The organism is Arthrospiribacter ruber (assembly GCF_019343195.1).
GTDB classification, from domain to species: domain Bacteria; phylum Bacteroidota; class Bacteroidia; order Cytophagales; family Cyclobacteriaceae; genus Arthrospiribacter; species Arthrospiribacter ruber.
Window position 1 is genome coordinate 22446 of record NZ_RPHB01000004.1, and the last position, 25116, is coordinate 47561.

At 39.9% G+C, this 25116-nt stretch carries 19 protein-coding genes; 7 read left to right on the forward strand and 12 right to left on the reverse strand.

The features are described from left to right. Positions 1–55: 55 nt before the first annotated feature. From EGN73_RS08915 to mbhE, 8 genes are read right to left on the reverse strand one after another with little or no spacing between them, the layout of a single operon-like run. Complete coding sequence (locus EGN73_RS08915; RefSeq protein WP_219288486.1) at positions 56–1213, reverse strand: lactonase family protein; 1158 nt, start codon at positions 1211–1213, stop codon at positions 56–58. Continuing rightward, positions 1200–1604: a monovalent cation/H(+) antiporter subunit G gene (mnhG, locus tag EGN73_RS08920; protein ID WP_219288488.1), complete on the reverse strand. Its 405-nt coding sequence runs from the start codon at positions 1602–1604 to the stop codon at positions 1200–1202. Before mnhG ends, EGN73_RS08915 begins: the two co-directional genes overlap by 14 nt. Next, complete coding sequence (locus tag EGN73_RS08925; protein ID WP_219288489.1) at positions 1597–1875, reverse strand: cation:proton antiporter; 279 nt, start codon at positions 1873–1875, stop codon at positions 1597–1599. Before EGN73_RS08925 ends, mnhG begins: the two co-directional genes overlap by 8 nt. Next, the gene (locus tag EGN73_RS08930) at positions 1872–2351 is read right to left on the reverse strand and encodes a Na+/H+ antiporter subunit E (RefSeq protein WP_219288491.1); all 480 of its coding nucleotides are present in this window, start codon (positions 2349–2351) and stop codon (positions 1872–1874) included. Before EGN73_RS08930 ends, EGN73_RS08925 begins: the two co-directional genes overlap by 4 nt. After that, entirely contained in the window at positions 2348–3871 is a 1524-nt protein-coding gene (locus tag EGN73_RS08935) for a proton-conducting transporter transmembrane domain-containing protein (RefSeq protein WP_219288494.1), read from the reverse strand. Before EGN73_RS08935 ends, EGN73_RS08930 begins: the two co-directional genes overlap by 4 nt. After that, entirely contained in the window at positions 3868–4221 is a 354-nt protein-coding gene (locus tag EGN73_RS08940; protein ID WP_219288497.1) for a Na+/H+ antiporter subunit C, read from the reverse strand. Before EGN73_RS08940 ends, EGN73_RS08935 begins: the two co-directional genes overlap by 4 nt. A 1-nt stretch (position 4222) precedes the next feature. Further along, positions 4223–4633 carry a Na+/H+ antiporter subunit B gene (locus tag EGN73_RS08945; protein ID WP_219288500.1) on the reverse strand — a complete coding sequence of 137 codons (411 nt, stop codon included), beginning with the start codon at positions 4631–4633 and terminating at the stop codon, positions 4223–4225. Between the two features lie 2 nt (positions 4634–4635). Beyond that, entirely contained in the window at positions 4636–6939 is a 2304-nt protein-coding gene (gene mbhE, locus EGN73_RS08950; protein WP_219288503.1) for a hydrogen gas-evolving membrane-bound hydrogenase subunit E, read from the reverse strand. Between the two features lie 237 nt (positions 6940–7176). Between mbhE and EGN73_RS08955 the strand changes: the two genes are divergently transcribed. The 4 genes from EGN73_RS08955 to EGN73_RS08970 all read left to right on the forward strand — a co-directional run bounded on the left by EGN73_RS08955 (position 7177) and on the right by EGN73_RS08970 (position 16901). Next, a complete protein-coding gene (locus EGN73_RS08955) occupies positions 7177–9732 on the forward strand; it encodes a phosphoenolpyruvate carboxylase (protein ID WP_219288506.1) in 2556 nt (851 codons plus the stop codon). Positions 9733–9959: 227 nt separating this feature from the next. Next, positions 9960–10775 (forward strand): universal stress protein, encoded by an 816-nt coding sequence (locus tag EGN73_RS08960; protein ID WP_219288509.1) that lies wholly within the window; start codon positions 9960–9962, stop codon positions 10773–10775. Continuing rightward, positions 10772–12433, forward strand: a complete 1662-nt coding sequence (locus EGN73_RS08965; protein ID WP_219288513.1) for a cation:proton antiporter — start codon at positions 10772–10774, stop codon at positions 12431–12433. The genes EGN73_RS08960 and EGN73_RS08965 overlap by 4 nt, the downstream gene beginning before the upstream one ends. Before the next feature lie 220 nt (positions 12434–12653). Continuing rightward, positions 12654–16901, forward strand: a complete 4248-nt coding sequence (locus EGN73_RS08970) for a PAS domain S-box protein (protein ID WP_219288516.1) — start codon at positions 12654–12656, stop codon at positions 16899–16901. An 89-nt stretch (positions 16902–16990) separates the two neighbouring features. On the opposite strand, the gene EGN73_RS08975 is transcribed toward EGN73_RS08970, so the two are convergent. Both EGN73_RS08975 and EGN73_RS08980 read right to left on the reverse strand, forming a co-directional pair. Continuing rightward, the gene (locus tag EGN73_RS08975) at positions 16991–17404 is read right to left on the reverse strand and encodes an OsmC family protein (protein WP_219288519.1); all 414 of its coding nucleotides are present in this window, start codon (positions 17402–17404) and stop codon (positions 16991–16993) included. Between the two features lie 115 nt (positions 17405–17519). Continuing rightward, on the reverse strand, positions 17520–20000 hold the full coding sequence (locus EGN73_RS08980) for a S9 family peptidase (RefSeq protein ID WP_219288522.1): 2481 nt from the start codon (positions 19998–20000) through the stop codon (positions 17520–17522). A 259-nt stretch (positions 20001–20259) separates the two neighbouring features. Between EGN73_RS08980 and EGN73_RS08985 the strand changes: the two genes are divergently transcribed. Further along, positions 20260–21741 carry a S10 family peptidase gene (locus EGN73_RS08985; RefSeq protein ID WP_219288525.1) on the forward strand — a complete coding sequence of 494 codons (1482 nt, stop codon included), beginning with the start codon at positions 20260–20262 and terminating at the stop codon, positions 21739–21741. 111 nt (positions 21742–21852) lie between these two features. Here EGN73_RS08985 and EGN73_RS08990 read toward each other — a convergent pair whose 3' ends face one another. After that, positions 21853–22731 carry a glutamate--tRNA ligase family protein gene (locus EGN73_RS08990; protein ID WP_219288528.1) on the reverse strand — a complete coding sequence of 293 codons (879 nt, stop codon included), beginning with the start codon at positions 22729–22731 and terminating at the stop codon, positions 21853–21855. Between the two features lie 155 nt (positions 22732–22886). On the opposite strand from EGN73_RS08990, the gene EGN73_RS08995 reads away from it, so the two are divergent. Then, entirely contained in the window at positions 22887–23669 is a 783-nt protein-coding gene (locus EGN73_RS08995) for a hypothetical protein (protein ID WP_219288531.1), read from the forward strand. Here the strand turns inward: EGN73_RS08995 and EGN73_RS09000 are convergent. Further along, positions 23666–24145, reverse strand: a complete 480-nt coding sequence (locus EGN73_RS09000; RefSeq protein WP_219288534.1) for a DUF4442 domain-containing protein — start codon at positions 24143–24145, stop codon at positions 23666–23668. The two genes, EGN73_RS08995 and EGN73_RS09000, sit on opposite strands and share 4 nt — an antisense overlap. A 96-nt stretch (positions 24146–24241) precedes the next feature. Here EGN73_RS09000 and EGN73_RS09005 point away from each other — a divergent pair, with 96 nt between their 5' ends. After that, the gene (locus EGN73_RS09005; protein WP_219288537.1) at positions 24242–25045 is read left to right on the forward strand and encodes a M48 family metallopeptidase; all 804 of its coding nucleotides are present in this window, start codon (positions 24242–24244) and stop codon (positions 25043–25045) included. Positions 25046–25116 lie beyond the last annotated feature (71 nt).

The window sequence follows — 25116 nt, forward strand, 5'->3', positions numbered from 1 at the left end:
GATTAACCAAAAAATATTTCATTTTTCAACCTGTATTTATTACATAATTAGAGATTTATTTGGAATCTTCCAGTTCAAAAAGATACACTGGTTTGGGAATTTTGATTTTTAAAGTGCTTTCTTTCAATTTTCCGTTTTCTAAGTTTCTTTCAAACACCACTATATCAGAGGATTCCTGATGTGCTGCCAACAGATATTTGCCATCATGGGTAATTATGAAATTTCTCGGCATCTTCCCACCACTTGATACTCTTTGGTTAAATTCTAATTTTCCGTCATTGGAAATGGAAAAACAGGTGATTTCATTGGCATCTCCACGATTGGAAGCATAAAGAAATCTCTGGTCCGGAGAAACTCTCAATTCAGCAGCACCTAATTCTCCTTCAAATTTCTCATCTGTTAAAGAAAGGCTCTGAAGATGCTTCGCTTCATCGTTATTTAAATGATAAACACCAATTTCTGCTGTCATTTCATGAATCAGATAGACGATGTTCTTTTCTTCTAAAACCTCCAAATGTCTAGGCCCTGATCCTGGTTCAACCTGAATGAAAGGAGTTGAATGAAATTCAATTGGTTTTTCTGAATCAGTGTCAAAACTATATAGGTGAATTTTATCCGTTCCCAAGTCTCCTACTAAGAGAAGGTTTTGCTCAGGGTGGAAAACAGTACTGTGTACATGGGCTTGATTTTGCCGCTCCCTGTTCACACTGCTTCCCTCATGATGAATGGTTTGCAGCAATTCAAGTTTTTTATCTTTGACTGAATAGGCTGAAAAATTCCCACCTGAATAGTTGCCAACCACCAATATTTTTTCGTCAGGACTTAAAGCAAGATAGCAGGGATGGTCTCCTTGTGTGAAGGCCTCATCAATCATATTAAGTTTTCCTTTTTCCTTATCAAATTCAAACATTTTGACTTTACCTCCCTTTTCATCGGAAATTTCTTCGACAGCATAAACCCTTCTTTCAGCTTTATCAGCGATCACAAATGAAGGATTCTCGACTCCCGGGCCAATTGTTTTCACAGCCATTTCGCCATGTTCTGGATCTAAGAATAAAAGACCGATCCCCTGCGAATCATTCTCTGTATAAGCACCTACCAAGAATGTATAGATGGTTTTTTCCATTTCTGTATTGTTTTCAGAACCACAACTCATCAAAAGGAGTGATAAAACAAGTTGGATACAAATTACCCTAAGTTTAAATGTTTTCATCCTTATCAGCTGATTTGGGAGTAATACCACTTTTTTTGTTTTCACTGTAAAGTTCTTTGGTTTCCGCATCATATTGCCCCTCAAGATCATCTATTTTCATCCCATCCCATTTTTTGGTTTTAGTAAAATAGGCTGCCCTCATCAGCATGTGACCACCAATAGGAGCAGTCAGGAAAATAAACAGAATGATGGCTACGACCCTAGTCGTTACAGAATAGTCCTGAAAATAGATGGCTGCAGAAAGCAATATCAATCCCAAACCCAAAGTGGCTGTCTTGGTAGTAATATTGATCCTTAGGTATACGTCTGGCTTGGTCAACATGGCCACTGCTGTAGACAATACGAAAAGTGCACCAAAAGTCATCATGACCATTATGATAATCTCATTCATCTTTTTCGCTTCTTTGGATTAGAAAATAAGCAAAAGCCACTGTTCCCAAAAAGGCTATCAATGCAAATAGCATGGCAATATCCAGAAAGGTACTTTGGTCATTTTGCATGCTGTAAATTGCGATAATCCCAATGGCTATAAGGATAAGCACATCCAATGCAATTACCCTGTCAGGTATGCTTGGTCCTTTAAGAAATCGGATAAAAACCAAGATCACCGAGATACCCAAAATAGGTAGAATCACATAATTGTAATAGTCGTATATACTCATCGCATCAGTTCCAATAATCGGTCTTCAAGTTTCACTTTTATTTCTTTGATAAAATCCTCTTTGCTTTCGCAATGGAGGGTATGGACAAACATGGCTTTTCTATCAGTGGACACATCCACAACCATGGTTCCAGGGGTCAGACAGATCAAATTTGCCAAAAAGGTAATTTCAAGGTCTGTTTCTGCCCTCAAGGGAATCTTGATGATGGCAGGGTTCAGCTTTTCTTTGGAATAAAGTGATTCCTTAACGGTCTGTAAGTTAGCCTTAACGATTTTGCCCAGTATCACTATAATGAACCATGCTGTTTTTGGAAGGATTGTAAAATACTTGTTTTCAGCCTTATTGATATTGATGATCCAAAGTATTCCAAAACTGATCAGGAATCCAAACAGAAAATTTTCTTGGGTCAGAGTTCCTGTAGCAAAAACCCAAACCAAGGCCAATAGAATATTGCTCAACAATAAGGATTTGGTCATAAGGCATTCAGTTTTTTACTCATTACAGCTTCTATGTACGCTTCAGGATTCATAAGTTCTTTTGCTATTCGCTCTGACAGGCTGACAATATTTTCAGCTCCTAATCCAATATATAAAGAAATGATGCTCAGAAAAACTACCGGTAGGATCAATGCTAGTTTTTGCCTTCTTCCAAGCTCTCTGAAATAAATGCCCCTTGCTTTCTTCGGTAAGTTTTCACCTTTTTTCCAGAATACCTCAGCCCATACTTTTGCTATGACCCATAAGGTAAGGAAAGAACCCAACACTATAAAAGCAATTAAAAGGTATTCATTACTTTCAAGTCCCCCTTGTATAAAAAAGAGTTTTGCCCAAAATCCGGACAAAGGTGGGATGCCTACAAGTGAAAAGAGGGGGATAGCCATCAACAGGGATAGGAGGGGGTAGTTTTGGTACATACCGCCAAGTTCTTTGATATTTTGGGTACCATTGATCTTCAGCACAATTCCTGACACCATGAAAAGGTTGGTTTTGACTACAATGTCATGAACTAGGTAAAAAACTGTTCCCATGATGGCCAGTTCGGTCATCATACCTACACCTGCCATCATAAATCCGATATGGCAAATGATGAAATAGCCGAAAATTTTCCCCAGATGCTGGTGTACCATTGCCCCGAGACCTCCGGAAAGAATGGTCAAAGCTGCCATTACGGATAGAATAACACTCAAAAACTCATCCCCCACAAATATCAGCGTGAAAGTCCTGACCATGGCATATACACCTACTTTGGTGAGTAATCCACCAAAAATAGCCGCAACTGCCGGTGGTGGGGTGTGATAGGATGCGGGGAGCCAAAAGTAAAGAGGAAATACGGCTGATTTGATCCCAAAGGCAACTAAGAAAAGACTGGCCGTCACATTGATCAGGCCTTTGTTGTCAATCTCTTGTACCTTCAGCGCAAGATCTGCCATATTCAATGATCCTGTAAGACCATAAAGGAAGGCTATTCCGATAAGAAAGAAAACGGATGCTAGCAGGTTTAAAGCTACATATTTGATCGCTCCTTCAAGCTGGGCTTTTTTACCTCCTATGGTGATCAATACAAATGAGGAAATAATAATTACTTCAAACCACACATAGAGGTTAAAGATATCCCCGGTAAGGAAAGCTCCTTGTAACCCCATGATCAAAAAATGGAGCATAGGATAAAATCCAAACTGAAGCCTGGCTTTGGTCATACTTGCAGAAGCAAATACCGAAACAGCCAAGCCTGCCACAGAGGCAAGTAGCACCATTGTGGTACCAAAAGTATCTGCAACAAAGGAAATACCAAAAGGTGCTGACCAGTTGCCGGATTGTGTGACCAAAAGTCCTTCGTTGTAAACTTCCTTAAATAGCACCAGAGAAATTCCCAAACCCAAAAGCGAAAGTAAAGCACTGAGTATTTTTTGGATCTTGATATAATTCCAAAAAAACAGCAACAGAACCGCAGAGGTCAACTGAAACAAAATAGGCAGGACTATCCAAATGTTACTCATATTTCTTCATCAGTTGAATTCAACTCATCTAAGTCATCCGTTTCCAGGACCTTATAGACTCTTTTTATCAAAATAATGGCAAATGACTGTAAGCCAAATCCGATTACGATCGCAGTAAGAATAAGGGCCTGGGGTACAGGATCCGCGTAAATGTCTGTAAAGACTTTGGAAGCTTCATCGATCACAGGAGGTTTGCCTTTTACAAGCCTTCCCAAAAGAAATATCAACAGATTCACACCATTTCCCAGAAAAATCAGACCAATAATCATCTTGAACATGCTTCTCCTCAAAAGCATATAAATGCCTGCTGCATGCAAAAGTCCAATAATAAATATCAACAATAACTCCATGTCAAATCGTATCTGTAATAGAAAACATAATGGTAAGAGTAGAACCTATCACTACCAAATAAACACCGATATCAAAAACCAAAGCAGATCCTACCATCCCGATCAGCTTAATAGGTTCGTCATACCAAAGCCCGGTCATCACCGGAAGATTGACCAGCCAAGGACTTACAGCAGCCATTATGGATAAAGCCAAGCCAATTGGCATCAAGTACCTGGGATTCAACCGGACTATAGACCTTGTTTCCTTTAATCCAAATGCAAAGGAATGCAGGATAAAAGCTATCGCTGCCATCAAGCCGCCTACAAAGCCTCCACCGGGAAGGTAATGCCCTCTGAGCAGGATAAATACCGAAAACAACAGCAGCAAGGGAAGCAGGTATTTGGAGGCCGTTTGAAATATCAAAGACTTCATAATCAGTTCTTTTTAAAAGGGTTGAGGTTAAGGTTTAAAAGGCTGAAAACCCCTATGGCTGCAATGACCAGCACCACTGTTTCTACCATAGTATCTATGCCCCTAAAGTCTACCAAAATCACATTTACTACATTTTTCCCTTTGGCCAGTATATAGGCGTTTTCTGCATAATAGTCCGAAACTTCTGTATAAGAAGGAGCTTCAAAAACCTCCAGAGCCAAAATCGCAATCAGGCTCCCAAACATCAACGAAAGAAACCCATCCCTAAGCCTTACCTTTCTAGATGAAAAGGAGCGGTTTCTGGGAAGTTGAACCAACACCAACATAAACAACAAGACTGTTAATGTGTCAATCGAAAACTGTGTCATCGCCAAGTCTGGAGCAGAATAGTAGAGGAAAAACAGACAGTTGGCCAGTCCAACAATTCCTAATGCTACAATTACCCCTGTTCTGGTTTTAGTAATCAGGGCAAAGAAAATAGACGCCACCATCAATACTACCACCAAAAATTCTGAAGGTGTTATCTGGGAAATCTGATTCCAATCCAAATGAATATCCACTCCATCATAAAGCCGATATCCGGCCAATACTGTGAGGAAAAGCAAAATGGTGATGACATAATTTCGGAGATAACCGTTTTGAAAAAAACCGGTCCACTTCCAGGCAAAAGCTTTAAATATTCTTCCGCCACTCTCTGCTATATTAATAGGAGATAAATTATCAAAAGTTTGTGTTTTGAGAATCAAATTAGTCGAAGGCTTGAAAAAGAGGTACAGGCCAAATCCCAAAGCCAAAGTCACCAAACTCATCCCCAATATCCAGTTGAAACCATGCCAGATGGCCAAATGGATTTCTGGAGCCTCAGGAACCAAACTAATGAAAACAGCTTGTACAAATCCATCCAATACTGCTGGCAAAACTCCAAAAAGCAAACACAATACAGCCAAGATGCACGGAGGAACCCAAAGTAATGGATTGGGCAAATGGACTTTTTGGTATTCAGCTGGCAGGTTTCCCGAAAATGGCTTAACACCTACCCAAAATCCTGCGACGAATAAAATCACCTTGGTAATGACCAAAGCAGCTGTAAGAACCCAAGCAAGCGAACTGGAGTGAAATACTCCTTCATACATGATTTCCTTGCTGATAAAGCCTAAAAACATAGGAACCCCAGCACTTGATAATGCCGCTAGGTATCCTGCAAAAGCTACAGGCTTCATTACCTTCTGCAAACCCGCCAGGCGGGTGACTTCTCTGGTTCCGGTCTCATGGTCTATGATTCCGGTAATCAAAAACAAAGTTGCTTTGTAAAGCGCATGTGTCAGAATAAATAAACCTGCACCTAAGAGGGCATCTTGTGTACCGACCCCCAAAAGAAATACCAAGATTCCCAAAGCGGAAATAGTAGAGTAGGCCAGAATGCTTTTTAAATCTGTCCTAAAAAGTGAATGAACTGCCGCAAAAAGCATGGTGATGCCTCCGACAATTATCAAAGTCTCCTGCCAGATAGCTGTACCTCCAAGGATTGGTGTAAATCTTGCCAATAGATAGATCCCGGCCTTCACCATCGTAGCGGAATGCAGATAGGTACTTACAGGAGTGGGAGCTTTCATGGCTCCAGGCAACCAAAAGTGGAAAGGGAATTGGGCTGATTTGGTAAATGCTCCCACAAAAACCATAACCACTATCCAGATATAGGACGAGTGCTCTCTGAATACCTCAGGAGTGGTAATCAGCTCTGTAAAAGAAAAAGTGCCGCTGACAAAACCCATCCAGATCAGTCCCGCCAGCAAAACCAATCCTCCAAATCCAGTTATGCCTAATGCTGTCAAAGCTGATTTTCTGGAAGAAGGGTCATTATTTTTATAGCCAATGAGGAAAAAAGAACTGATGCTGGTCAACTCCCAGAATACAAACAGACAAATAAGATTATCAGAGAAAACCAGCCCCAACATAGCAGCCATAAACATGCTCAGGTAGCCATAGAACCGATCCAAGTATTCATCTCCTTTAAGATAATAAGAGGTATAAAAAAATACGAGCGTACCTATACCTGTAATAAGTAATCCAAAGAGCAATGAAAGACCATCAAGTCGGAATACCAGATCAACCCCGAAGCTAGGTACCCATGGATAATTCCACATCAAACTTCCTTCTTGCAGTACGCTTGGCATCAAATATAGCAGGTAAACAAATATTCCCAGAGGAACAAATGGATATACCTTAGGCACAAGGTTTTTGTTGATTTTGGAAAATAAGGGTAATAAAGCAGCGCTTAGAAATCCTGAAATAACTGCAAAAATCATAAAGGGTTAGTTGAATTCTTGGATTGACTCAAATACTAAAGTACAAATTTAATCTTTACCTGAAAGGTTCCTTGCTTTTTTAATATCCAACTGGTTTTGATATGAAAAAATCATCATTTCGAATGTATTTATATCAAAAATGCATCAAAACAACAATTTTATTGAAGATTCTTACATAAATAAGGCCTAATGTTTATTTTTTACTAAATTCACAGCCTATTAACCATTAAACCTACTATGTCAATAAACAATTACCAAACTGAAGTAGCCAAACGTTTTACGATCTACAACAGCCTTTTTCTCGATCTCCCTTTTAGTGATATCCATAGGACAGGTACTCTGCTGCCTATACTGTCTTCAAAATGCCAAGAGGGCTTTGAAAAAGATAAAAGCCCTAAAGAAATCATTGAGGGATTTTTTGATGAGCTGATGCCCAACAATTCTGCCAAAGAAAGACACGACCTTCTTTTCAAGATGGTTCAATATGTAGAGAGGCAAGTTGTCCTTTTTGACTCTATCGAAGATGCAGCATTTGAAAAAATCCATGACTTAAAAGGAAAAGGAAGTGTTTCGGCTTTGATCGCCAGGGCTGGAAATGACGGTAAGAAAAAGGCACTGATCGAAAAGTTGAAAAATTTTTCCGTAAGACTGACACTTACTGCACACCCGACGCAATTTTATCCAGGAAGTGTCTTGGGCATCATTACCGATCTTGAATCAGCGATTAGAAACAATGACCTTGGCAGTATTGATCTGTTGCTTCAGCAGTTAGGAAAAACCGGTTTTATCAATAAAGAGAAACCATCCCCTTTAGATGAAGCAGTCAGTCTAATCTGGTTTTTGGTCAATGTATTCTATCAAAGTATTCCGGATATACTTACCCGATTGCTCAACTCCCTTGAGGTACCTCTTCATGAATGGGAAAATCCTGGACTGCTAAAAGTGGGCTTCTGGCCTGGAGGAGACCGTGACGGCAATCCATTTGTCACCCACGATATTACTGTTAAAGTTGCCGAAAGACTTCAAAAGTGGATTCTGAGATGCTACTACCGAGATATCCGCAAACTGCGGAGAAGGCTTACTTTCAAAAACGTGGAGCCCATTATGATGACTGTGGAAAATGGACTTTTCAATTCACTTTTTGAAAATAAGGGATACTATAATAGTAAAGAAGAGCTTTTAGTAGACCTGATGAAAGCCCGTCAGGGTCTGGTGGAATACCACGATGGATTGTTTCTGGATCAATTGGACGAGTTCATACTGAAAGTCAAGATTTTCGGTTTCCATTTTGCCAATATGGATGTAAGGCAGGACAGCCGCAAGCATGATGGACTTTGGGATGAGTTGATAGAAGTAAAGTCGGGAAAAGAAGAATTGAAAAAATTCCAAAAGCTTTCCGAAGAGTCTAAAATCTCTTATCTCTTGGATATTGAAGGTATTCCGGATCAGTCCCAACTCAAAAACGAATTCCATCAGGAAATGATGAAAAGCTTTGATGCGGTCAAAACCGTACAGCAAAATAACGGTGAAGAAGGATTGCACCGGTACATCATTTCCAACTGCCAATCGGCATTGCATATACTTGAGGTTTTTCAGCTTTCCAGACTCAGATTTGGCAAGGAAGTGAAAAACCTTCCCTTGGATATCGTACCTCTTTTTGAAACCATCGATGATCTTGCAGCAGCTCCTGAAATCATGAGAAAGCTCTATGAAAACGAGGCCTATCGGGATCATTTGAAAAATAGAAATTCCAAACAAACCATCATGCTTGGTTTCTCGGACGGTACCAAAGATGGTGGATATATCCGTGCCAATTGGTCTATTTTATTGGCTAAGGAAGAACTGACAAAAGTGTCAAGGGAGTATGATGTGAGTGTGGTATTTTTTGATGGTAGGGGCGGACCTCCGGCCAGAGGAGGGGGAAACATGAACAACTTCTATGCTTCCTTGGGTGAAAAAGTAGAAAATGCCGAAATCCAGGTGACCATTCAGGGGCAGACCATTTCTGCCAATTATGGGAAGCAGGTTTCCTGTACTTATAATTTGGAGCAGTTGCTCTGCGCTGGCCTGGAAAATGAACTTTACCCTTCTTCTGAGAAAAACCTAAGTGGGGAACAGAGGGAAATCATTGAAAAAATGGCGGGAATCTCCTATCAGTTTTACAAAGACTTCAAAAGCCATCCAAAATTTGTCCCTTACTTAGAACATGTGACCCCATTGAAATATTTTGGTCAGGTAAATATCGGTTCCAGACCACTTAAAAGAGGAAAAGGTTCCGGATTGAAATTTGAAGATTTGCGGGCCATTCCTTTTGTGGGTTCATGGGCCCAGATGAAGCAGAATATCCCAGGTTTTTTTGGTGTGGGAGCTGCTTTGTCCAAACTTAAGGAGGAAGGAGAATTTGAAAAAGCCAAAACACTTTATCAGGATTCCTTGTTTTTCAGGTCACTCTTGGGTAATTCTATGCAATCCTTGGCCAAATCTTTCTACAAAGCCACAGCTTACCTTAAGGAAAATGAGGAGTACGCTGAATTTTGGGAGTTGATGTTTGAAGAATACAGACGTACCATTCAGATGCTTTTGGAAGTCTCAGGAATGGATACATTACTACAAGACAACCTTACCTCTAAGGAATCCATTGCTATCAGGGAAAAAATTGTTTTGCCAGTGATAACTATACAACAGTATGCCATTCAATCCATGTTAGAATCGGGGAAAGAGGACAGGACCCTGCAAATGTTGATTTTGAGAACCATGTTTGCGATTATCAATGCTGCAAGAAATGCTGCCTAAAAATGAATTCACTTAATCTTTGTGAAGATTATTTCATATTTTACTTTGATTAAATTGAACCTGCCAGGTTTTGAAAGCATATTCAAGCTTTAAAACAAGATATGCATTTAAGCCTGGCAGTTTTTTTTCAGCAATCCGGTTAATTACGGATTTGCTTTTATCAAAATCAGGAAGGACAATACAACAAATAGTAGTATTTTAGTTTTTCAATTATAAAGAGTAATAACATGTCCAAAAGACTGATAGTTGCAGTGGATTTTTCATCATATGCCCTAGAACAATTGAGGCTTGCAGCAGCTTGGAAAAAGCAATATGGATGGGAGACAATTGTTTTGCACAAAATAGAATTGATATTTCCCACTTTGACGGATAGAGATCAACGGTTGCGTTTGGAATATGATCTCAAGAGAGAAGCCAAAAGCCAGATCAATGAGCTGCTGGAAGAAGCTGGCCTGGATATCAACACACCAACACATATATTTACCGAAAGTCTAACTGTTTTTATAAAAGATTCAGGAAAAATCAGTCCTGAGGATATTGTGGTTTTAGGAATCAAAGGTACAGGTAGTATTTCCAGATTCCTGATCGGAAGTACCACTACCCAATTAATTGACCTATTGCCAAATGTTATTATCGGAGTCCCTAAGGAATTAAGAGAGCTTCTTCCTGAAAAATTGATGGTAAGCGTACACTATAAAAAGGGGCTAAATGAAAAAGCACTACTGGAAATTATTCAATCTCTTTCCGGTAAGCTCAATAAAATTGAATTTGTCTCTGTAGTGACCCCACAAGATGATCTTGATAAATCAAGCCGATTTCTTGAAAAACTCAGTTCGGAATTTTCTCCAATTACAGACACTGAAAGCAGACTATTTATGGGAGATGATGCATTGGATGCACTGAAATCATTCTATCAGGATTTTGAACACTCTTTTCTTGTCGTGCAGAAGGGGTCTAGATCATTTACTGATCAGCTTTTCAGAAAGTTTATGATCAATGAATTGGTTTATAATAATTTCGCTCCTTTAATCATTCTTCCATGATAGAGTATTTGCAGGAGTTAGCAAAAAATCCCTTTACTGAATTCGCATTGATTTTCTTGTTTGCGGCAATTCTGGGAGGTATAGGGCAGTTTTTAAAACAGCCTCTGATTGTGATGTTTATCTTTTTGGGTATTCTTCTTGGACCATCTTTTTTGGACATTGTCCAATCCAAAGAAAATATTCACCTACTTGCTGAAATTGGGATCTCTATCCTTTTATTTATTGTAGGTCTGAAGTTGGACCTGAGACTAATTCAGTCAACTGGAAAAATTGCTTTGATGACAGGCCTGGGGCAGGTATTGTTTACATCTTTGTTCGGATACCTGATTGGCTTGGCTTTAGGTTTTGGCAACCTTGAAAGTTTTTATATAGCAGTGGCGCTTACTTTTTCCAGTACCATTATCATCGTAAAGCTTCTATCGGATAAAAAGGAAATAGACTCCCTTCATGGTCAGATTGCCATTGGATTTTTGATTGTACAGGATTTGGTAGTCATCATTGTAATGATAGTACTTGCAACCATTGGTAGAGAAGGAGATGGGTCTGTTATAGAAGAAATAGGGAAAACACTGCTCTACAGCGTGATTTTTGTTGCCTTTACCATTTTGATGATGAAATACCTTATACCTAGGGTAAGTCATTTTCTTGCCAAGTCGGCAGAGCTATTGACGCTTTTTGCCATTGCTTGGGCAGTGGCTTTGGCAGGAGTAGGGGAATTGATCGGATTCAGTGGCGAAGTAGGAGCATTTTTAGCGGGAGTCACATTGGCATCCTCTCCTTTCAAGGATTTGGTATCCGGTAGACTGACAAGTCTTAGAGATTTCCTTCTTTTGTTTTTCTTTGTCAATTTGGGTTCTGAGCTTGATTTCTCAGTCATCGGTGAGCAGGTTCCTAGCGCTTTGGTGTTTTCGTTTTTCGTCTTGATAGGTAACCCAATTATAGTTTTGGTCATCATGGGTATTATGGGATACAAGAAAAGAACTGGTTTTCTAGCTGGCCTTACTGTGGCCCAGATTTCAGAATTTTCCCTGATTTTCGCAGGCCTTGGATTGAGTGTTGGCCACATCAATGATGAAATTCTGGGTCTGATCACATTGGTCGGTTTGATTACCATTGCCCTTTCAACTTACCTTATTTTGTACTCCCATCAGATTTATGGATTCATTGCTCCGGTACTTACGATTTTTGAAAGGAAGAAATTGAATGCCAATGAAAACAAAGAAGCTCCCAAGAAAAAATCCTATGACACGATCATCATTGGACTTGGTCGCCTTGGATCTGAGATTACAGGGAAAATTGACAAAATGGAAAATGAATGCTCTTATTTTGGTGTTGATTTTGATCCTAATGTAGTAAAAGAATACAGCAAAAGAGGAAAACAAGTGGTTTATGCCGATATTGAAGATCCTGAATTGCTCAGTCAGATCCCTTATGAAAATGCAAAATGTATCATCAATACAGTGCCAGTGCCTGAATCAGCCAAGCATCTTCTTTTAAAACTTCAAAGGGCAAATTTTAAGGGTAAATTGTACCTTACAGCTATAAATTCCACGGATAAAAAATATCTTCAGGACTTAGGGGCAGAACATGTTTTGATGCCTCAGCAACTTGCTGCGGCTAACTTTTATAACGAATTTCTTTTACCTGAGATAGAATAAATCATAATTAGAAGTATGAGAATGGACTAAAGGTCTACTATGGACTTTTGTAAAATTATTAAATATATAGACTGTTGACAGCTTGCTTCCGTTCATTTATTGATTTTAGCATTTAGTTTTTTGCGAGTTTTTTTATAAACTGCAGGAGGATATGTTCGATTAAAAGAAGTCCCATCAAACTGGCAGATGTCAGTTTTGGCCCCGCACCCCAAAAACCACTATGAAAGCCTCTTCTAACCCAAATATTCAAAAGAGATTACAGAAATTAAAGTCCCTGAACATTCTTGATACCCTTCCAGAGGAGGAATATGATGCCATTACTTCTTTGGCAGCCTTCATTTGCAAGACACCTATCAGTCTGATCACTTTATTGGATGAAAATGAACAATTTTTCAAATCAAGATATGGGTTAGAAATTGACCGTACACCAATAGAGGATTCTGTATGTGTCTGTGTTTTGGATGATCCAGCAAAACCCCTTGTTGTTCCCAATTTACAAGAGGATGTCCGGTTTTCTGACATGCCATTGATTAAGGGGGAAGATGGGCTGAAATTTTATGCCGGAATGCCCTTGGTAATGAATGATGGAGTTACTTTAGGAGCACTGTGCGTGATTGATACAATCCCTAGGGAACTTGAGCGCGAACAGCTTGAAGCATTGAAAAAACTCCAGTTACAAGTGGTTAAATTACTGGAATTGAGGTTGAAAGAACAGGAGAAACAAGTGCTTATAGAAGAGTTGAGGGTTGAAAAGGAGCTGAAGGACAAACTAATAGAAAATACTGCAGGGATCTTTTGGGAGGCAGATGCCAATACTTTTGAGTTTTCTTATGTCAGTAGACAGGTCAAAAACATTCTCGGATATACTGTAAAGGAATGGTTGTCATCTAATACGTTTTGGGTAGACCACATTCATCCAGACGACAGAAACTTTGCCAAAGATTTTTGTCATTCAAAAACGCAGAAGCTTGAGGACCATACTTTTGAATACCGAATGAGGACCAAATCCGGCGGATATATCTGGGTAGTAGACAAAGTGAAGGTTTTTGAAAAAGAAGGTAAGCCACATCGATTAAGTGGTTTGATCATGGATATCAGCAAGGAAAAAGAGCTGGAATTCAGACTTGAAGAAGAACTGAATTTTGTTCGATCTATTCTTGATGGACTCCCTGTGCCTTTTTATCTTCTTGATGCTGATGGCCGTCATTTGATGTGGAACAAGGTGCTATTGGATATTACGGGATATTCAGATAGTGAAATGGGCAATGTTAAGCCCCGTGAACTTTACAGTCCTTTAGAATTTGAGAAAATTAAAAAAGCAATCGAAGGAGTATATAAGAATGGGGTAGGTGAAGTTAAGGCAAACATTACTTCCAAAGATGGAAAGGAGCATCCATTCTTCTTTAAGGCCTCTAAAATCTTTTACCGTGGCCAACATTGTATTTTTGGTATTGGGATGGATATGTCCGGGATCCTTGAGGCAGAACATACCCTGAAACTGAAAGAAAGAAAATACAGGGCTTTGGTAGAAGAAGGCTCTGATTTGCTTTTTTTACTGGACTTAGATGCCAGAATTTTTGAAGTAGGCCCTAATATCCCAAGTAAACTTGGTTATAAGCCAGAAGAGCTTAAACGGAAAATTGGATTTGATTTTTTTCACCCTGATGATAAAGAAAAAATAATGATGGAGTTCGCTTTATTGCAAACTCAGAAAATCGTCCAATCCAGTCCGTATAGGTTTAGGCACAAATCAGGACATTACTTATGGTATCAAAGTACCTTGACCAACCTGATGGACGATGAAGCAGTTGGGGCAGTTGTTGTCAACAGTACTGACATCACGTCTGTCATGGAAAGTGAAAGAAGGTTTAAGGCCTTGGTGCAAGATGGAGGTGATCTGATTTCGATTTTGGATGAAAATGGTTGTTATATTTATGTGAGTCCTACTTCTGAAACGGTTCTGGGAGTAAGTCCTGACCTTTTGATCGGAAAAAGAGCCTTCGATTTTGTGCACCTTGAGGACCTGGCAAGGGTAAAAGCTGATCTTGAAAAGGTACTCTTTGAGAAAAGGGTAGAAATAGCTCCATTTAGATTCGCTGATAAACAAGGTGAATGGAGGTGGCTGGAAACCGTGGCCACCAATATGACAGAAGATCCTGCCATAGGGGGTATTGTAACCAATTCAAGGGATATTACCGAAAAATATCTGGCCCAGACTAAACTTGCACAAAGTGAAGCAAGGTACCGGGTTTTTTTCGAATCTCAGACTAACTACGTGCTGCGTACGGATCTAAATGGAAAGTATACTTATGTCAATAAAAAATTTCTTGAAGAATATGGCTGGATCCATGGCCATGAACCCATTGGTAAATACTGTCTAAAAAGTATTTGTGATTATCACCATGAAAGGTTGTTCGGAGTGGTGGCCGATTGTATCAGGAATCCCGGTAAAGTATTTAAAGTAGACTTGGATAAACCTGCAAAAGATGGAAGTATCAATTCAACCCTTTGGGATTTTGTATGTCTTGGCGATGAAGCTGGTGAGCCGTCTGAAATACAATGTTCTGGAATAGATATTACGGAAAGGATTTTGACAGAAAGGGAGCTGAAGCGAGTCAATGAAATGTTTGAGCTCCTCAATGAAGCCAGTTCTGAAAGTCTATATGAATTCCTTCCTGACGAAAAGGAGTTGTATTTGGGAAAAAGTTTTGAGCGGATATTTCATCATAAAAGGAAGGGATTAAAAGAAAACCTTGATTTTATTCATGCTTTGCGCTATCCTGCTGATGATCTCAAAATGAGGGAAAAATTTTTTTCCATCGTTTATGATTCCAATGAAACGGCTTTGAATGTTAAATACCGTATGCTCAACGGTAAAGGTGAATATCGCTGGGTAGAGGATTCTGCGGTAATTTTGAGGGATAAATGCGGTACAGCCAAAAGAGTGATCGGTACCGTAAAAGATGTCACTGAGTTTCAAAAAATGTCCATTTTACTGGATGTAGCTACGGAAGTATCCAAGTTGGGTGGATGGGAGCTGAACACATTGGACAATACCTTAAGCTGGACACCAATCGCTTGTGACATTCATAAAGTACCGCATGATTTTCAGCCTGATTTAAAAACGGCACTTAAATTTTACAGGCAGGATTTTAGAGATTTGGCCAAATCAAATGTTCAAAATGCATTGGAAAAAGGTATTTCTTTTGATTTTGAAGCCATTATAGTCACGGCTGATGGGGAAGAAAGATGGGTGAGGGCCATAGGGGACCCAGAGGTGATTGACGGCAAAAGCGTCAGGATATATGGAAGTATTCAGGACATCCATGATAGAAAAACAGCAGAAGAAAAAGTAAAAGCATCGAATGAAAGATTTGAAATCATTACGAGAGCCACCAATGATGCCATCTGGGATTATGATGCCAGTACAGATGAGCTCTTTTGGGGTGTTGGATTTTTAAACTTATTTGGATACGATCCGGAAGAGTTAAACGTAGATTTTCAGTTTTTTATCAGTAAGATTTATCCAGAGGATAGAAAGCGGGTTACTGAAAAAATGTTCCGATACATGTCCGGTAAAATCAAAGATGAGGTATGGAATGAAGAATACAGGTTTATCAGAAGTGATGGTTCAGTAGCTTATGTGACAGACCATGCTGTTTTCATCAGAGGTAAAGATGGAGTGGCAAAAAGGGCCTTGGGCGCTATGTCTGATGTAACTGAAAGGAAGGAGTATGAAAATTCCCTTAAAATGCTCAATCAAAAACTTGAAAAAAGTGTTCAGGAACTTGCTTTCTCAAACATTGAGTTGGAGCAATTTGCCTATGTGGCTTCCCATGATTTGCAGGAACCACTGCGCATGATCAGCAGTTTTTTGGGCTTATTGGAAAGAAAATACGATGGTTTGCTGGACGAAAAAGGCAAACAATATATTCATTTTGCTACTGACGGGGCCGCTAGGATGAAAAACATCATACTAGATTTATTGGAGTTTTCCAGAGTTGGACGGCATGAGGACATCAAGCAGGAAATCAACATCGGGGATATTGTCTGCGATGTCCTTGAACTGAACAGAAGAAGGGTTCAGGAAAAAAATGCCCAGATAAAAGTAGGGAATATGCCCAAAGTCAAAAGCTTTAAAACCCCTTTGATGCAGATTTTCCAAAATGTTATTGGCAATGCCTTTAAGTACTCAAAAGAAGATGTGGACCTTGAGATTGAAATTAAATCTAAAGAACTTTCAGATTGCTGGGAGTTCTCGGTTTCTGATAATGGTATTGGCATCAGCCATGAATTTCATCAAAAGATCTTCAACCTTTTTCAAAGACTTCATGCAAAAAATGAATACAGCGGGACAGGTATCGGCTTGGCAATAGTCAAAAAAAATGTGGAATTATTGGGAGGCAAAATCAGCGTAGAATCCGAGGAAGGTGTAGGAAGCACTTTTTCATTTTCGATAGAAAAGTAAAAAAGGCTGTCTCTGGAGTCATTTGAAGTAGACAATGCAAGTGCTTCCTAATTTCAAATTGAAAACTGAAACAGCCTTTATGTATATTATCAGGACTCTAAACTGAACTCTACCACGATTTCAGTATCAAGAAGTACAGAAATAGGGCAGTTCTTTTCTGCATCTTTTACTGCCTTTTCAAATTCACCTTCTGAAATACCAGGTACTTTGGCTTTTAGGTCTATTTTTGACTGTGTGATTTTTCCATCGGCAAAAGTAATGGTACACTTGGCATTCAGTTCGTCGGCTGTATGCCCACTTTCACCCAACACGAAGCTGAGCTTCATGGCAAAGCAACCTGCATGTGCTGCGGCTATCAATTCTTCCGGGTTGGTACCCTTTCCATCTTCAAATCTGGAGGAGAATGAATATTGGGTCTGATCCAAAACCCCTGTTTGGCTGCTCAAATGTCCTTTACCTTCTTTTCCTGATCCTTGCCATACGGCAGTTGCATGTCTTTTCATTGGTTTGGTTTTTTTTGGTTAAAAGTATTTTAAAATAATTCCTTCAAGTTATCAAATTAAAAAGGCCGTACCAAATACAGTACGGCCTTCTTTTTAAAACTACTTCCAATATAGGTTACTTGAGTGGCTTTTCTCTTTGTATCTCCAGCATGTCTACAGGTGGAGGAGAGTTATCTCCTAAGAGATGCTTCACGTAGTAGTCTGCCATTCTCCAGAAGAAATACTCCGTCATGTCACCAAACCCATGCCTCTGACCTGGCAAAATGATAAAATCAAACCTTTTGTTGGCTTTGATCAAAGCATCTGCCATCCTGATTGTATGGGCAGGATGCACATTATTGTCCACATCTCCGGTTACCAAAAGCAAATGGCCTTTCAGGTTTTTGGCCAGATCTGGATTTTTTTCTATTTGGTAGACAAAAGTAGTGTCTCCTTTAGGGGTGACAACTTCTTTTACACCGTGGTGTTTTTCTGACCACCAGCGATTGTATATATTGTTTTCATGATTACCTGCTGAGGATACAGCTACTTTGAAAAAATCAGGGTAAACCAACATCGCTGCAGTGGACATAAATCCACCTCCCGAATGACCATGAATCCCTACTTTTGATCTGTCAATAAATGGATGTCTGTCAGCAAGTTGTTCAACAGCGGCTTTTTTATCTGCAAGGCCATAATCTCTCAGGTTGCCATACCCGTAGTTGTGGTACCATTTAGACCTGGCCGGATGACCACCTCTGTTTCCCACAGTGACTACAACAAAACCCAGCTGTGCCAACCTATCAATCCTGTCCATTGAGCGGCCAAAGGATTTATTGACTGCCTCCGTTTGTGGACCTGGGTAAACGTATTCTATGATAGGGTACTTTTTGGTACTGTCAAAATCAAATGGCTTGTACATCACCCCATAAAGATCAGTAATTCCATCATCAGCTTTTATTCTGTAAGGCTCTGGGAATTTATATCCTGCAGCAAAAAGGGAACTCAGATCTGCTTCTTCCAGATCCATGATTTTTCTTCCCTGATTGTCATGAAGTGTTGATACAGGCGAAGTGTTCACCCTTGAATAGTTGTTCACAAAAAAGGTAGCATTATCATTTATAGAAACGCTATGGTCATAATTGCCTTGATTAAGTAGTGTGATTGCTCCGCCGTTTAAACTTACCTTATAAAGATGAAGGTAATATGGGTCTTCGTTCTTTTCCCTACCATTGGCGCTAAAGTAGAGGGTTCTGTTTCTTTCGTCAACCCTCTCAATGCTTTCAGTATGAAATGGACCGGACGTCAGTTGCCTGATCATTTTTCCCCCCACATCATAGAGGTAAAAATGTCCCCATCCGTCTCTTTCCGACCAATGGATAAATTCATTGCCATTAGAAATCAAGTGTGGTTTTTGGACATCTATGTAAGTATTGCTCCTTTCTTCTACCAGTACTTCTTTTTTATTCTCGCTGATATTCCATCGGCAGATATCTATTCTTTTAAGGTCTCTGGAAGTGATACTGAAATAGAAGAAGTTCTCATCACCCAGCCACTTGACAGGCTTAAATTCATCATCCTGTTGACTGGCTTTCAAGTCAGCTGCCCATACTCCAATTGTCTGATCTTTGAAAGTTGAAATGTCCAGTTTATTCATTTTTCCCTTTTCAAAAGAAAAATGCAACAAATCAGTTTGTGGTTGTTCTTTTTCACCAGGCATGGCATACTTGTATGTCTCCAATGTTGGACGTGGATTTCTGGTATTGTGTAATACCCAAAGGTCCTTTACATGCCTTGCATCAGTTCTGGTCAGAACAAATTCATTGGAATTGGCAGACCAATAAACCATGGCCCTTTTTCTGTCATCTTTCTTTTTTTCTTCTTCTACATTGTCATCTCCACGTCCCGATGAACCGTAGGAGTAATCCTTTTCACCATCTTCAGTCAAGGGATGCTCCACAATGGTAGAGTCCTTCTCATCTTTTACGGCTTTCAGGAAATTTTCTTTGTCCATCCAATACAGGTTCTCATTTTTTGCAAACACTACTTTGGATGAATCCGGTGAAATATTTGCCCAAGCCAATCTTTTCTTTTTTTCCTCAGGATCTTCAATCTCTCTCAGGCTTCTGTCGGATAAACTGTATCTGAAAGTGAATGTCTTTTTCTCCAGAGAGTCTTTGGCGTTTCTATTCTTGGCTTTGATTTCTTCCCAGTCTTTTTTGAGCACTTCTTCCGTGCTTTTTACTGTAAATTCCAGCGCATTTTCATTTTCCAAAAACTTCAGGTCCTTAAGGTCAAGGTGCTGACCATCGAAAGGATCTTTCACCGCCAGGGTCAGCTGTGCGGCCAGTACATCTTTATCAAATAAAGCGGTCTTGGTTCTGTTAGCCGGATTGACCAAATACCAATTTTTCCCATCACTGGTCTCGTACTCATACCAAAAGCGGTCTGAGTTTTTTAGCCAATGTGGACTAACACTTGTGGAAAAAATCATTTTCTTGAGTTTTTCCGGTGAAAATCTTGAGGCCAGTTCATAATTACCTTTGGGAGAAGCTTCCTGTGCCATCGACAGGTGGGCCGAAAGGATCAATGTGAACAGGATAATTACTTTTTTCATCTAGAACTATTTTTATTGGAAGATGAAAACTAATTCAATTTGCTTCCTGAAAACATATAAAACTGTACGAATATTTTTTTTCCTACATAAGCGGTATAATAAAGTCGCCTAACCATACCCTAATAAATTTGTTTGAATGATTATGGTGAAGCCTAATGCATATATTTTCCATTTATCCTAAAAGGAAGTGACAAAACATAAAAAGCGATGTATCCGGGAATGGATCAATTATCTTCGGGTAACAATAATCACGCATACTATGAAAAAACACGTACTCACGCTTTCTCTGATGCTTTTGGCATACACCTTGGCTTTTGCACAGGTGGAAAGGGAAGTAAAACCGGAATCAAGTTCTGTCACCAATGGTGAGGTGACTATCAAAGGACAAAGGGTGCCTTACAAAACCACTGCAGGAACAATGCCTGTCTGGGATGAAGATGGCAAACCAATTGCAACTCTCTTTTATACCTATTATGAAAGAACCGATGTGTCTGATAAAGCCAAGAGACCTTTGGTGGTGTCCTTCAATGGAGGACCTGGTTCGGGATCACTTTGGATGCATTTGGCATACACGGGTCCTTATAAATTGAATATTGACGATGAAGGTTATCCTTTGCAGCCTTATGGAGTGACCAAAAATCCCCATTCCATTTTGGATGTGGCAGATATCGTTTATGTAGATCCGGTCAATACGGGATATTCCAGGATTTTGGACAAGGATACGCCTAGGTCTACATTCTTTGGCATCAACAGCGACATCAAATACTTGTCTGATTGGGTCAAAACTTTTGTAACCCGTCAAAACAGGTGGCAATCGCCAAAGTACCTAATTGGAGAAAGTTATGGTACTACCCGTGTCGCAGGAATGGCCCATGAGCTTCAAAATTCACACTGGATGTACCTGAATGGAGTTATTTTGGTTTCGCCTACAGGCTTGGGCTTAGAAAGAAGTGGAGCAATATCAGGTGCCAATTACCTGCCTTACTACGCAGCAACTTCCTGGTACCACAAAGCACTTTCTTCTGATTTGCAAAACAAAGACCTGGATGAAATCCTACCGGAAGTAGAAGCTTATACCCTAGATGTGCTTATACCTGCTATGGCCAAAGGCGGCAGCCTTGACCCTAATGAAAGAAAAGAAATAGCTAAGAAAATGGCCTATTACACCGGATTGAGTGAAAAGGTAATTCTTGAACATGCTCTGGCAGTACCTACCAGCTATTATTGGAAGGAATTGATGAGAAGCCAAGGACTGACAGTGGGTAGGCTGGACAGCAGGTACAGAGGTATTGACCAGACAGATGCAGGTGAGCGTTATGACTACGATCCAGCTTTGACTTCCTGGAACCATGCCTTTTCTCCGGCTATGAATTATTATGCTAAAAACATATTGAAATTTGATACTGACCTTACTTATAACTTATTCGGACCAGTACATCCTTGGGACAGAAGCAATGAAAATACAGGTAGACAACTGGCTCAGGCAATGCTTCAAAACCCATACCTGCATGTAATGACACAATCCGGTTACTATGACGGAGGTACGGATTACTTCAATGCCAAGTACAACATGTGGCAAATGGATCCGGCAGGCAAAATGCAGGATAGGCTACACTTCAAAGGTTACAGATCCGGGCACATGATGTATCTAAGGGCAGAAGATCTAGCTACTTCCAACGAAGATATCCGCGAATTCATCAAAAATACTACTCCAGGTGATGGAGTACCGGCTAAATATTGATGGGAAAATAAAGTCCACAATCTTTTGTGGCTAATTGAAAAACCTGCTGATTAATTTGATCTCAAGATTGATTTAAGTCAATTTGGAGGTAAAGTAATCAGTAGGTTTTTTTTATCTGACCAAAACAGAAAAATCATCGAGCTTTTTGAACTCACCTTTAAGTCCAAGATAATTTGCTAAAGTGGTGTAAATGTCAGACTTTTTTTTGCCGGATTTTCTCAAGTGCTGAATCGAACTGCTACCCGCAGACTTGCTAAGTTTCTGTCCCTTTTGATCTTTTAGAATGGGATGGTGCAAAAAGGCCGAAGCGGAAAAACTGTTTTTTTCTAGATATTGGCTAAGGAAAATCTGCGCCAAACTAGATCCATAAAGGTCTCTGCCGCGCACAATAAGGTTGACACCAAAATAAAGGTCATCTACCAAAGAGGAAAGTTGATAGGAGGGAAGACCGTCCTTTTTTCTTACCACAAAATCTTTCAATATACCGGGCATTCTGCCCGACACCCTGGTTCCGGTATAATCATTTAGGCCAATTTCTTCTTGATCAGGAGTCATGATCCTCCAAGCCATTTCTGAACTGTCAAATCCCAGCTTTCGATTTCTACAGAATCCGCTATAAAACCCTCTTTTGTCCATTTTAAGGATTTTATTTCGGCTACAATCGCAGGCAAAAAGCACATGCTTGTCTTTTAAAAGCTGTAATGTCTCCTTGTATTTTTCCAATCTTTTAAATTGTGAAAAACTGTTCTGAAACTCTTTAACATTTTTTGGACCAAGGTCATAGGGTATTTCCATAAAATCCAGCGTTTCAAAGATATCCTTAAGGAATTTTGGCTTTGTCCTCTCTTTGTCCAAATCGTCAATCCTGAGAAGGATTTTTGCATTTTCCTTTTTTGCGGTATGATAAGTCAAAACAAAAGAATAGATGTTGCCCAAATGTAAGAAGCCACTTGGGGTGGGGGCATATCTGGTAATTTTAGGATTATCCATGCTTGATTTTCAGAGGTTATTGACTCAATAGACCTAAGAAACACAATGTAGGGTGAATCTAAAAGTAAATTCCATTAATATCTTTTAAGATAATAAAATTTTTTAGCCTCAAACTGTGTTGCTACTTTAGGGTGTTGAAATGCAAAAAGACCATATTGATACTTTTATTGACCGTAGCTGTCGTTTCCGTAAGCTTTGGGCAAGTCGTCACAGGCAATGTGGTAGAAGGTATGGACCGTAATTTTTTGGAAAAAGTGTGGGTGATAAACCTGAACAATCAGGACAGTGTGATCACCAATGAAAGAGGATATTTTAGGGTCAAAGGTCAGCGAGGGGACAGCCTTCTTTTCCGACGGGATTATTACATTCCCAAAAAACTGGCAGTGGGGGAAGACACCCATTTGTTTACAGATCTATATTTGGATGCCAGAACATTGCCCATGTTTGACCTGTATGGGGAGCGACTGGTTATCCCTTTTAAGGTGGGTAACCAATCTACCATGAGATCCTTAGGGGACAGGGAGACCGGTCCAGGGAAAGTGTACATGGGGCTGAGCAACAATGAAAACCTTCAGCCTGGACTTACGCTAGATGGACCTATCTCCTATTTCATGAGGAGTGAAAGGCAAAAAAGGCAATATGCACGCAAACTGGCTTTTTTGGCCAGGCAGCAGGATTATCTTGACCTCATCCAGTCAGATTCAGTCATGCAGGTACTGAAAATGGAGTACAACCTTACCGACAGGGATATGGACGACCTGATTATTGAATTTAATCTGGCCAATCTAGATCATCAATTTCTCGACATGGACTGGGAAAGAGTTGAGAAAATGTTGACTGACTTTTTGGATCAGAGGACCAGGTACAGAAAGGAAGTGCCGCCCAATCTTGACAGGCGAAATCCAATTGATCAAAGAAATAGCAGGTTTAGAGATTAAGCTTTCCGCTTAAAAGACCAAGTCACATAAAATTTGGCAACAATTTCCCCATTTGGGGAAATTCCTGTTGAAACAGTCGTGATCTTATCTGATCCTCCGATTTCCAAATTATCTATTAATTGACACACTTCTTCGCCTTGGCTACAGCTAAAGGATATTTTCTGATTGGCTTTCTTGAAATATTCCGCCCTAAAATCCACCACCAACATGCTGAATTTTCCTTTTCCGGCCATGGCAAGTTGACACAGTGCTCCAGTGCTAAGCTCGGCAGCACCGGCCATTGCCGCAAAATAAATAGATTTGAAAGGATTTTGACTTCTCCAAAAATAGGGAATGGTCACTGTACAGGATTTAAGATCAAGAGACTTGATCCTGAGCTTCCAAAATATTGCGGAAGGGAGTTTGAAAAACATGGCCCACCAGAATATGAAAGGGTTGGTCATTCTCTTTAGGTACTTTTTGGCTTCTTCATTCATATCTCCCTTTGATTGAGTTTTTAATTTTTGGAAAAATAATATACCTGGTTTGAAATGGCATCTTTTTTGGTGATTTTCGCACAAAATATAATCAATATGCTGAAGAAAATATGTTTTTTATTTGCGTTTGGACTTTTGATTTACTCCTGTGCACGGGTGCCGTTGACGGGCAGAAGTCAACTTTCATTAATCGGTAATCAGGAGTTGCTACCATTATCTTACGAACAGTACGAACAGGTATTGGCGGAAAGCAATGTGATTACCAATACCTCTGAAGGGCAGATGGTAGTACGTGTAGGAAGAAGGATAGCTGATGCAGTGGAATCTTATATGAGAGAGCAAGGGTATGAAAAGCACTTAGAAGGATTTGCCTGGGAATTCAATTTGATTCGGGATGAGACCGTAAATGCATGGTGTATGCCCGGTGGTAAAGTAGCCTTTTATACAGGTATCATGCCTATCTGCCAGGATGAAACAGGATTGGCAGTGGTAATGGGGCACGAAGTAGCACACGCCATAGCCCATCATGGTAGAGAAAGAATGTCTAATGGCTTGGCTTTGAACGGACTTTTGGGAGGAGTATCTGCAGCCATGGGACAAAACCCAAGCTTAACGCAAAATCTCTTCCTTCAGGCTTTTGGTGTAGGAGGACAGTTAGGTATGTTGAGCTTCTCCAGAAGACATGAACTGGAAGCAGATCAGTTGGGACTCAATTTTATGGCCTTGGCCGGATATGACCCAAGAGAAGCACCTAATTTCTGGATAAGAATGGAAGAAGCCAGCTCAGGAGGAAGACCACCGGAATTTCTCTCCACTCACCCTGGTCCCAATAGAAGGATTGACCAATTGGAGAAAAGAATGCCTGAGGCACTTGAATATTACGAAAGAAGTCAAAGATGATAAAATAAAAAAACCTGCTTAAAAGCAGGTTTTTTTATTCCATAAGTCGTTTTGGTTGACAATTTTTATAA

Bases quoted from the DNA above. Each gene is read 5' to 3' on its own strand.
- EGN73_RS08915 (WP_219288486.1), bottom strand. From the start codon at position 1,213: ATGAAAACATTTAAACTTAGGGTAATTTGTATCCAACTTGTTTTATCA.
- mnhG (WP_219288488.1), bottom strand. From the start codon at position 1,604: ATGAATGAGATTATCATAATGGTCATGATGACTTTTGGTGCACTTTTC.
- EGN73_RS08925 (WP_219288489.1), bottom strand. From the start codon at position 1,875: ATGAGTATATACGACTATTACAATTATGTGATTCTACCTATTTTGGGT.
- EGN73_RS08930 (WP_219288491.1), bottom strand. From the start codon at position 2,351: ATGACCAAATCCTTATTGTTGAGCAATATTCTATTGGCCTTGGTTTGG.
- EGN73_RS08935 (WP_219288494.1), bottom strand. From the start codon at position 3,871: ATGAGTAACATTTGGATAGTCCTGCCTATTTTGTTTCAGTTGACCTCT.
- EGN73_RS08940 (WP_219288497.1), bottom strand. From the start codon at position 4,221: ATGGAGTTATTGTTGATATTTATTATTGGACTTTTGCATGCAGCAGGC.
- EGN73_RS08945 (WP_219288500.1), bottom strand. From the start codon at position 4,633: ATGAAGTCTTTGATATTTCAAACGGCCTCCAAATACCTGCTTCCCTTG.
- mbhE (WP_219288503.1), bottom strand. From the start codon at position 6,939: ATGATTTTTGCAGTTATTTCAGGATTTCTAAGCGCTGCTTTATTACCC.
- EGN73_RS08955 (WP_219288506.1), top strand. From the start codon at position 7,177: ATGTCAATAAACAATTACCAAACTGAAGTAGCCAAACGTTTTACGATC.
- EGN73_RS08960 (WP_219288509.1), top strand. From the start codon at position 9,960: ATGTCCAAAAGACTGATAGTTGCAGTGGATTTTTCATCATATGCCCTA.
- EGN73_RS08965 (WP_219288513.1), top strand. From the start codon at position 10,772: ATGATAGAGTATTTGCAGGAGTTAGCAAAAAATCCCTTTACTGAATTC.
- EGN73_RS08970 (WP_219288516.1), top strand. From the start codon at position 12,654: ATGAAAGCCTCTTCTAACCCAAATATTCAAAAGAGATTACAGAAATTA.
- EGN73_RS08975 (WP_219288519.1), bottom strand. From the start codon at position 17,404: ATGAAAAGACATGCAACTGCCGTATGGCAAGGATCAGGAAAAGAAGGT.
- EGN73_RS08980 (WP_219288522.1), bottom strand. From the start codon at position 20,000: ATGAAAAAAGTAATTATCCTGTTCACATTGATCCTTTCGGCCCACCTG.
- EGN73_RS08985 (WP_219288525.1), top strand. From the start codon at position 20,260: ATGAAAAAACACGTACTCACGCTTTCTCTGATGCTTTTGGCATACACC.
- EGN73_RS08990 (WP_219288528.1), bottom strand. From the start codon at position 22,731: ATGGATAATCCTAAAATTACCAGATATGCCCCCACCCCAAGTGGCTTC.
- EGN73_RS09000 (WP_219288534.1), bottom strand. From the start codon at position 24,145: ATGAATGAAGAAGCCAAAAAGTACCTAAAGAGAATGACCAACCCTTTC.
- EGN73_RS09005 (WP_219288537.1), top strand. From the start codon at position 24,242: ATGCTGAAGAAAATATGTTTTTTATTTGCGTTTGGACTTTTGATTTAC.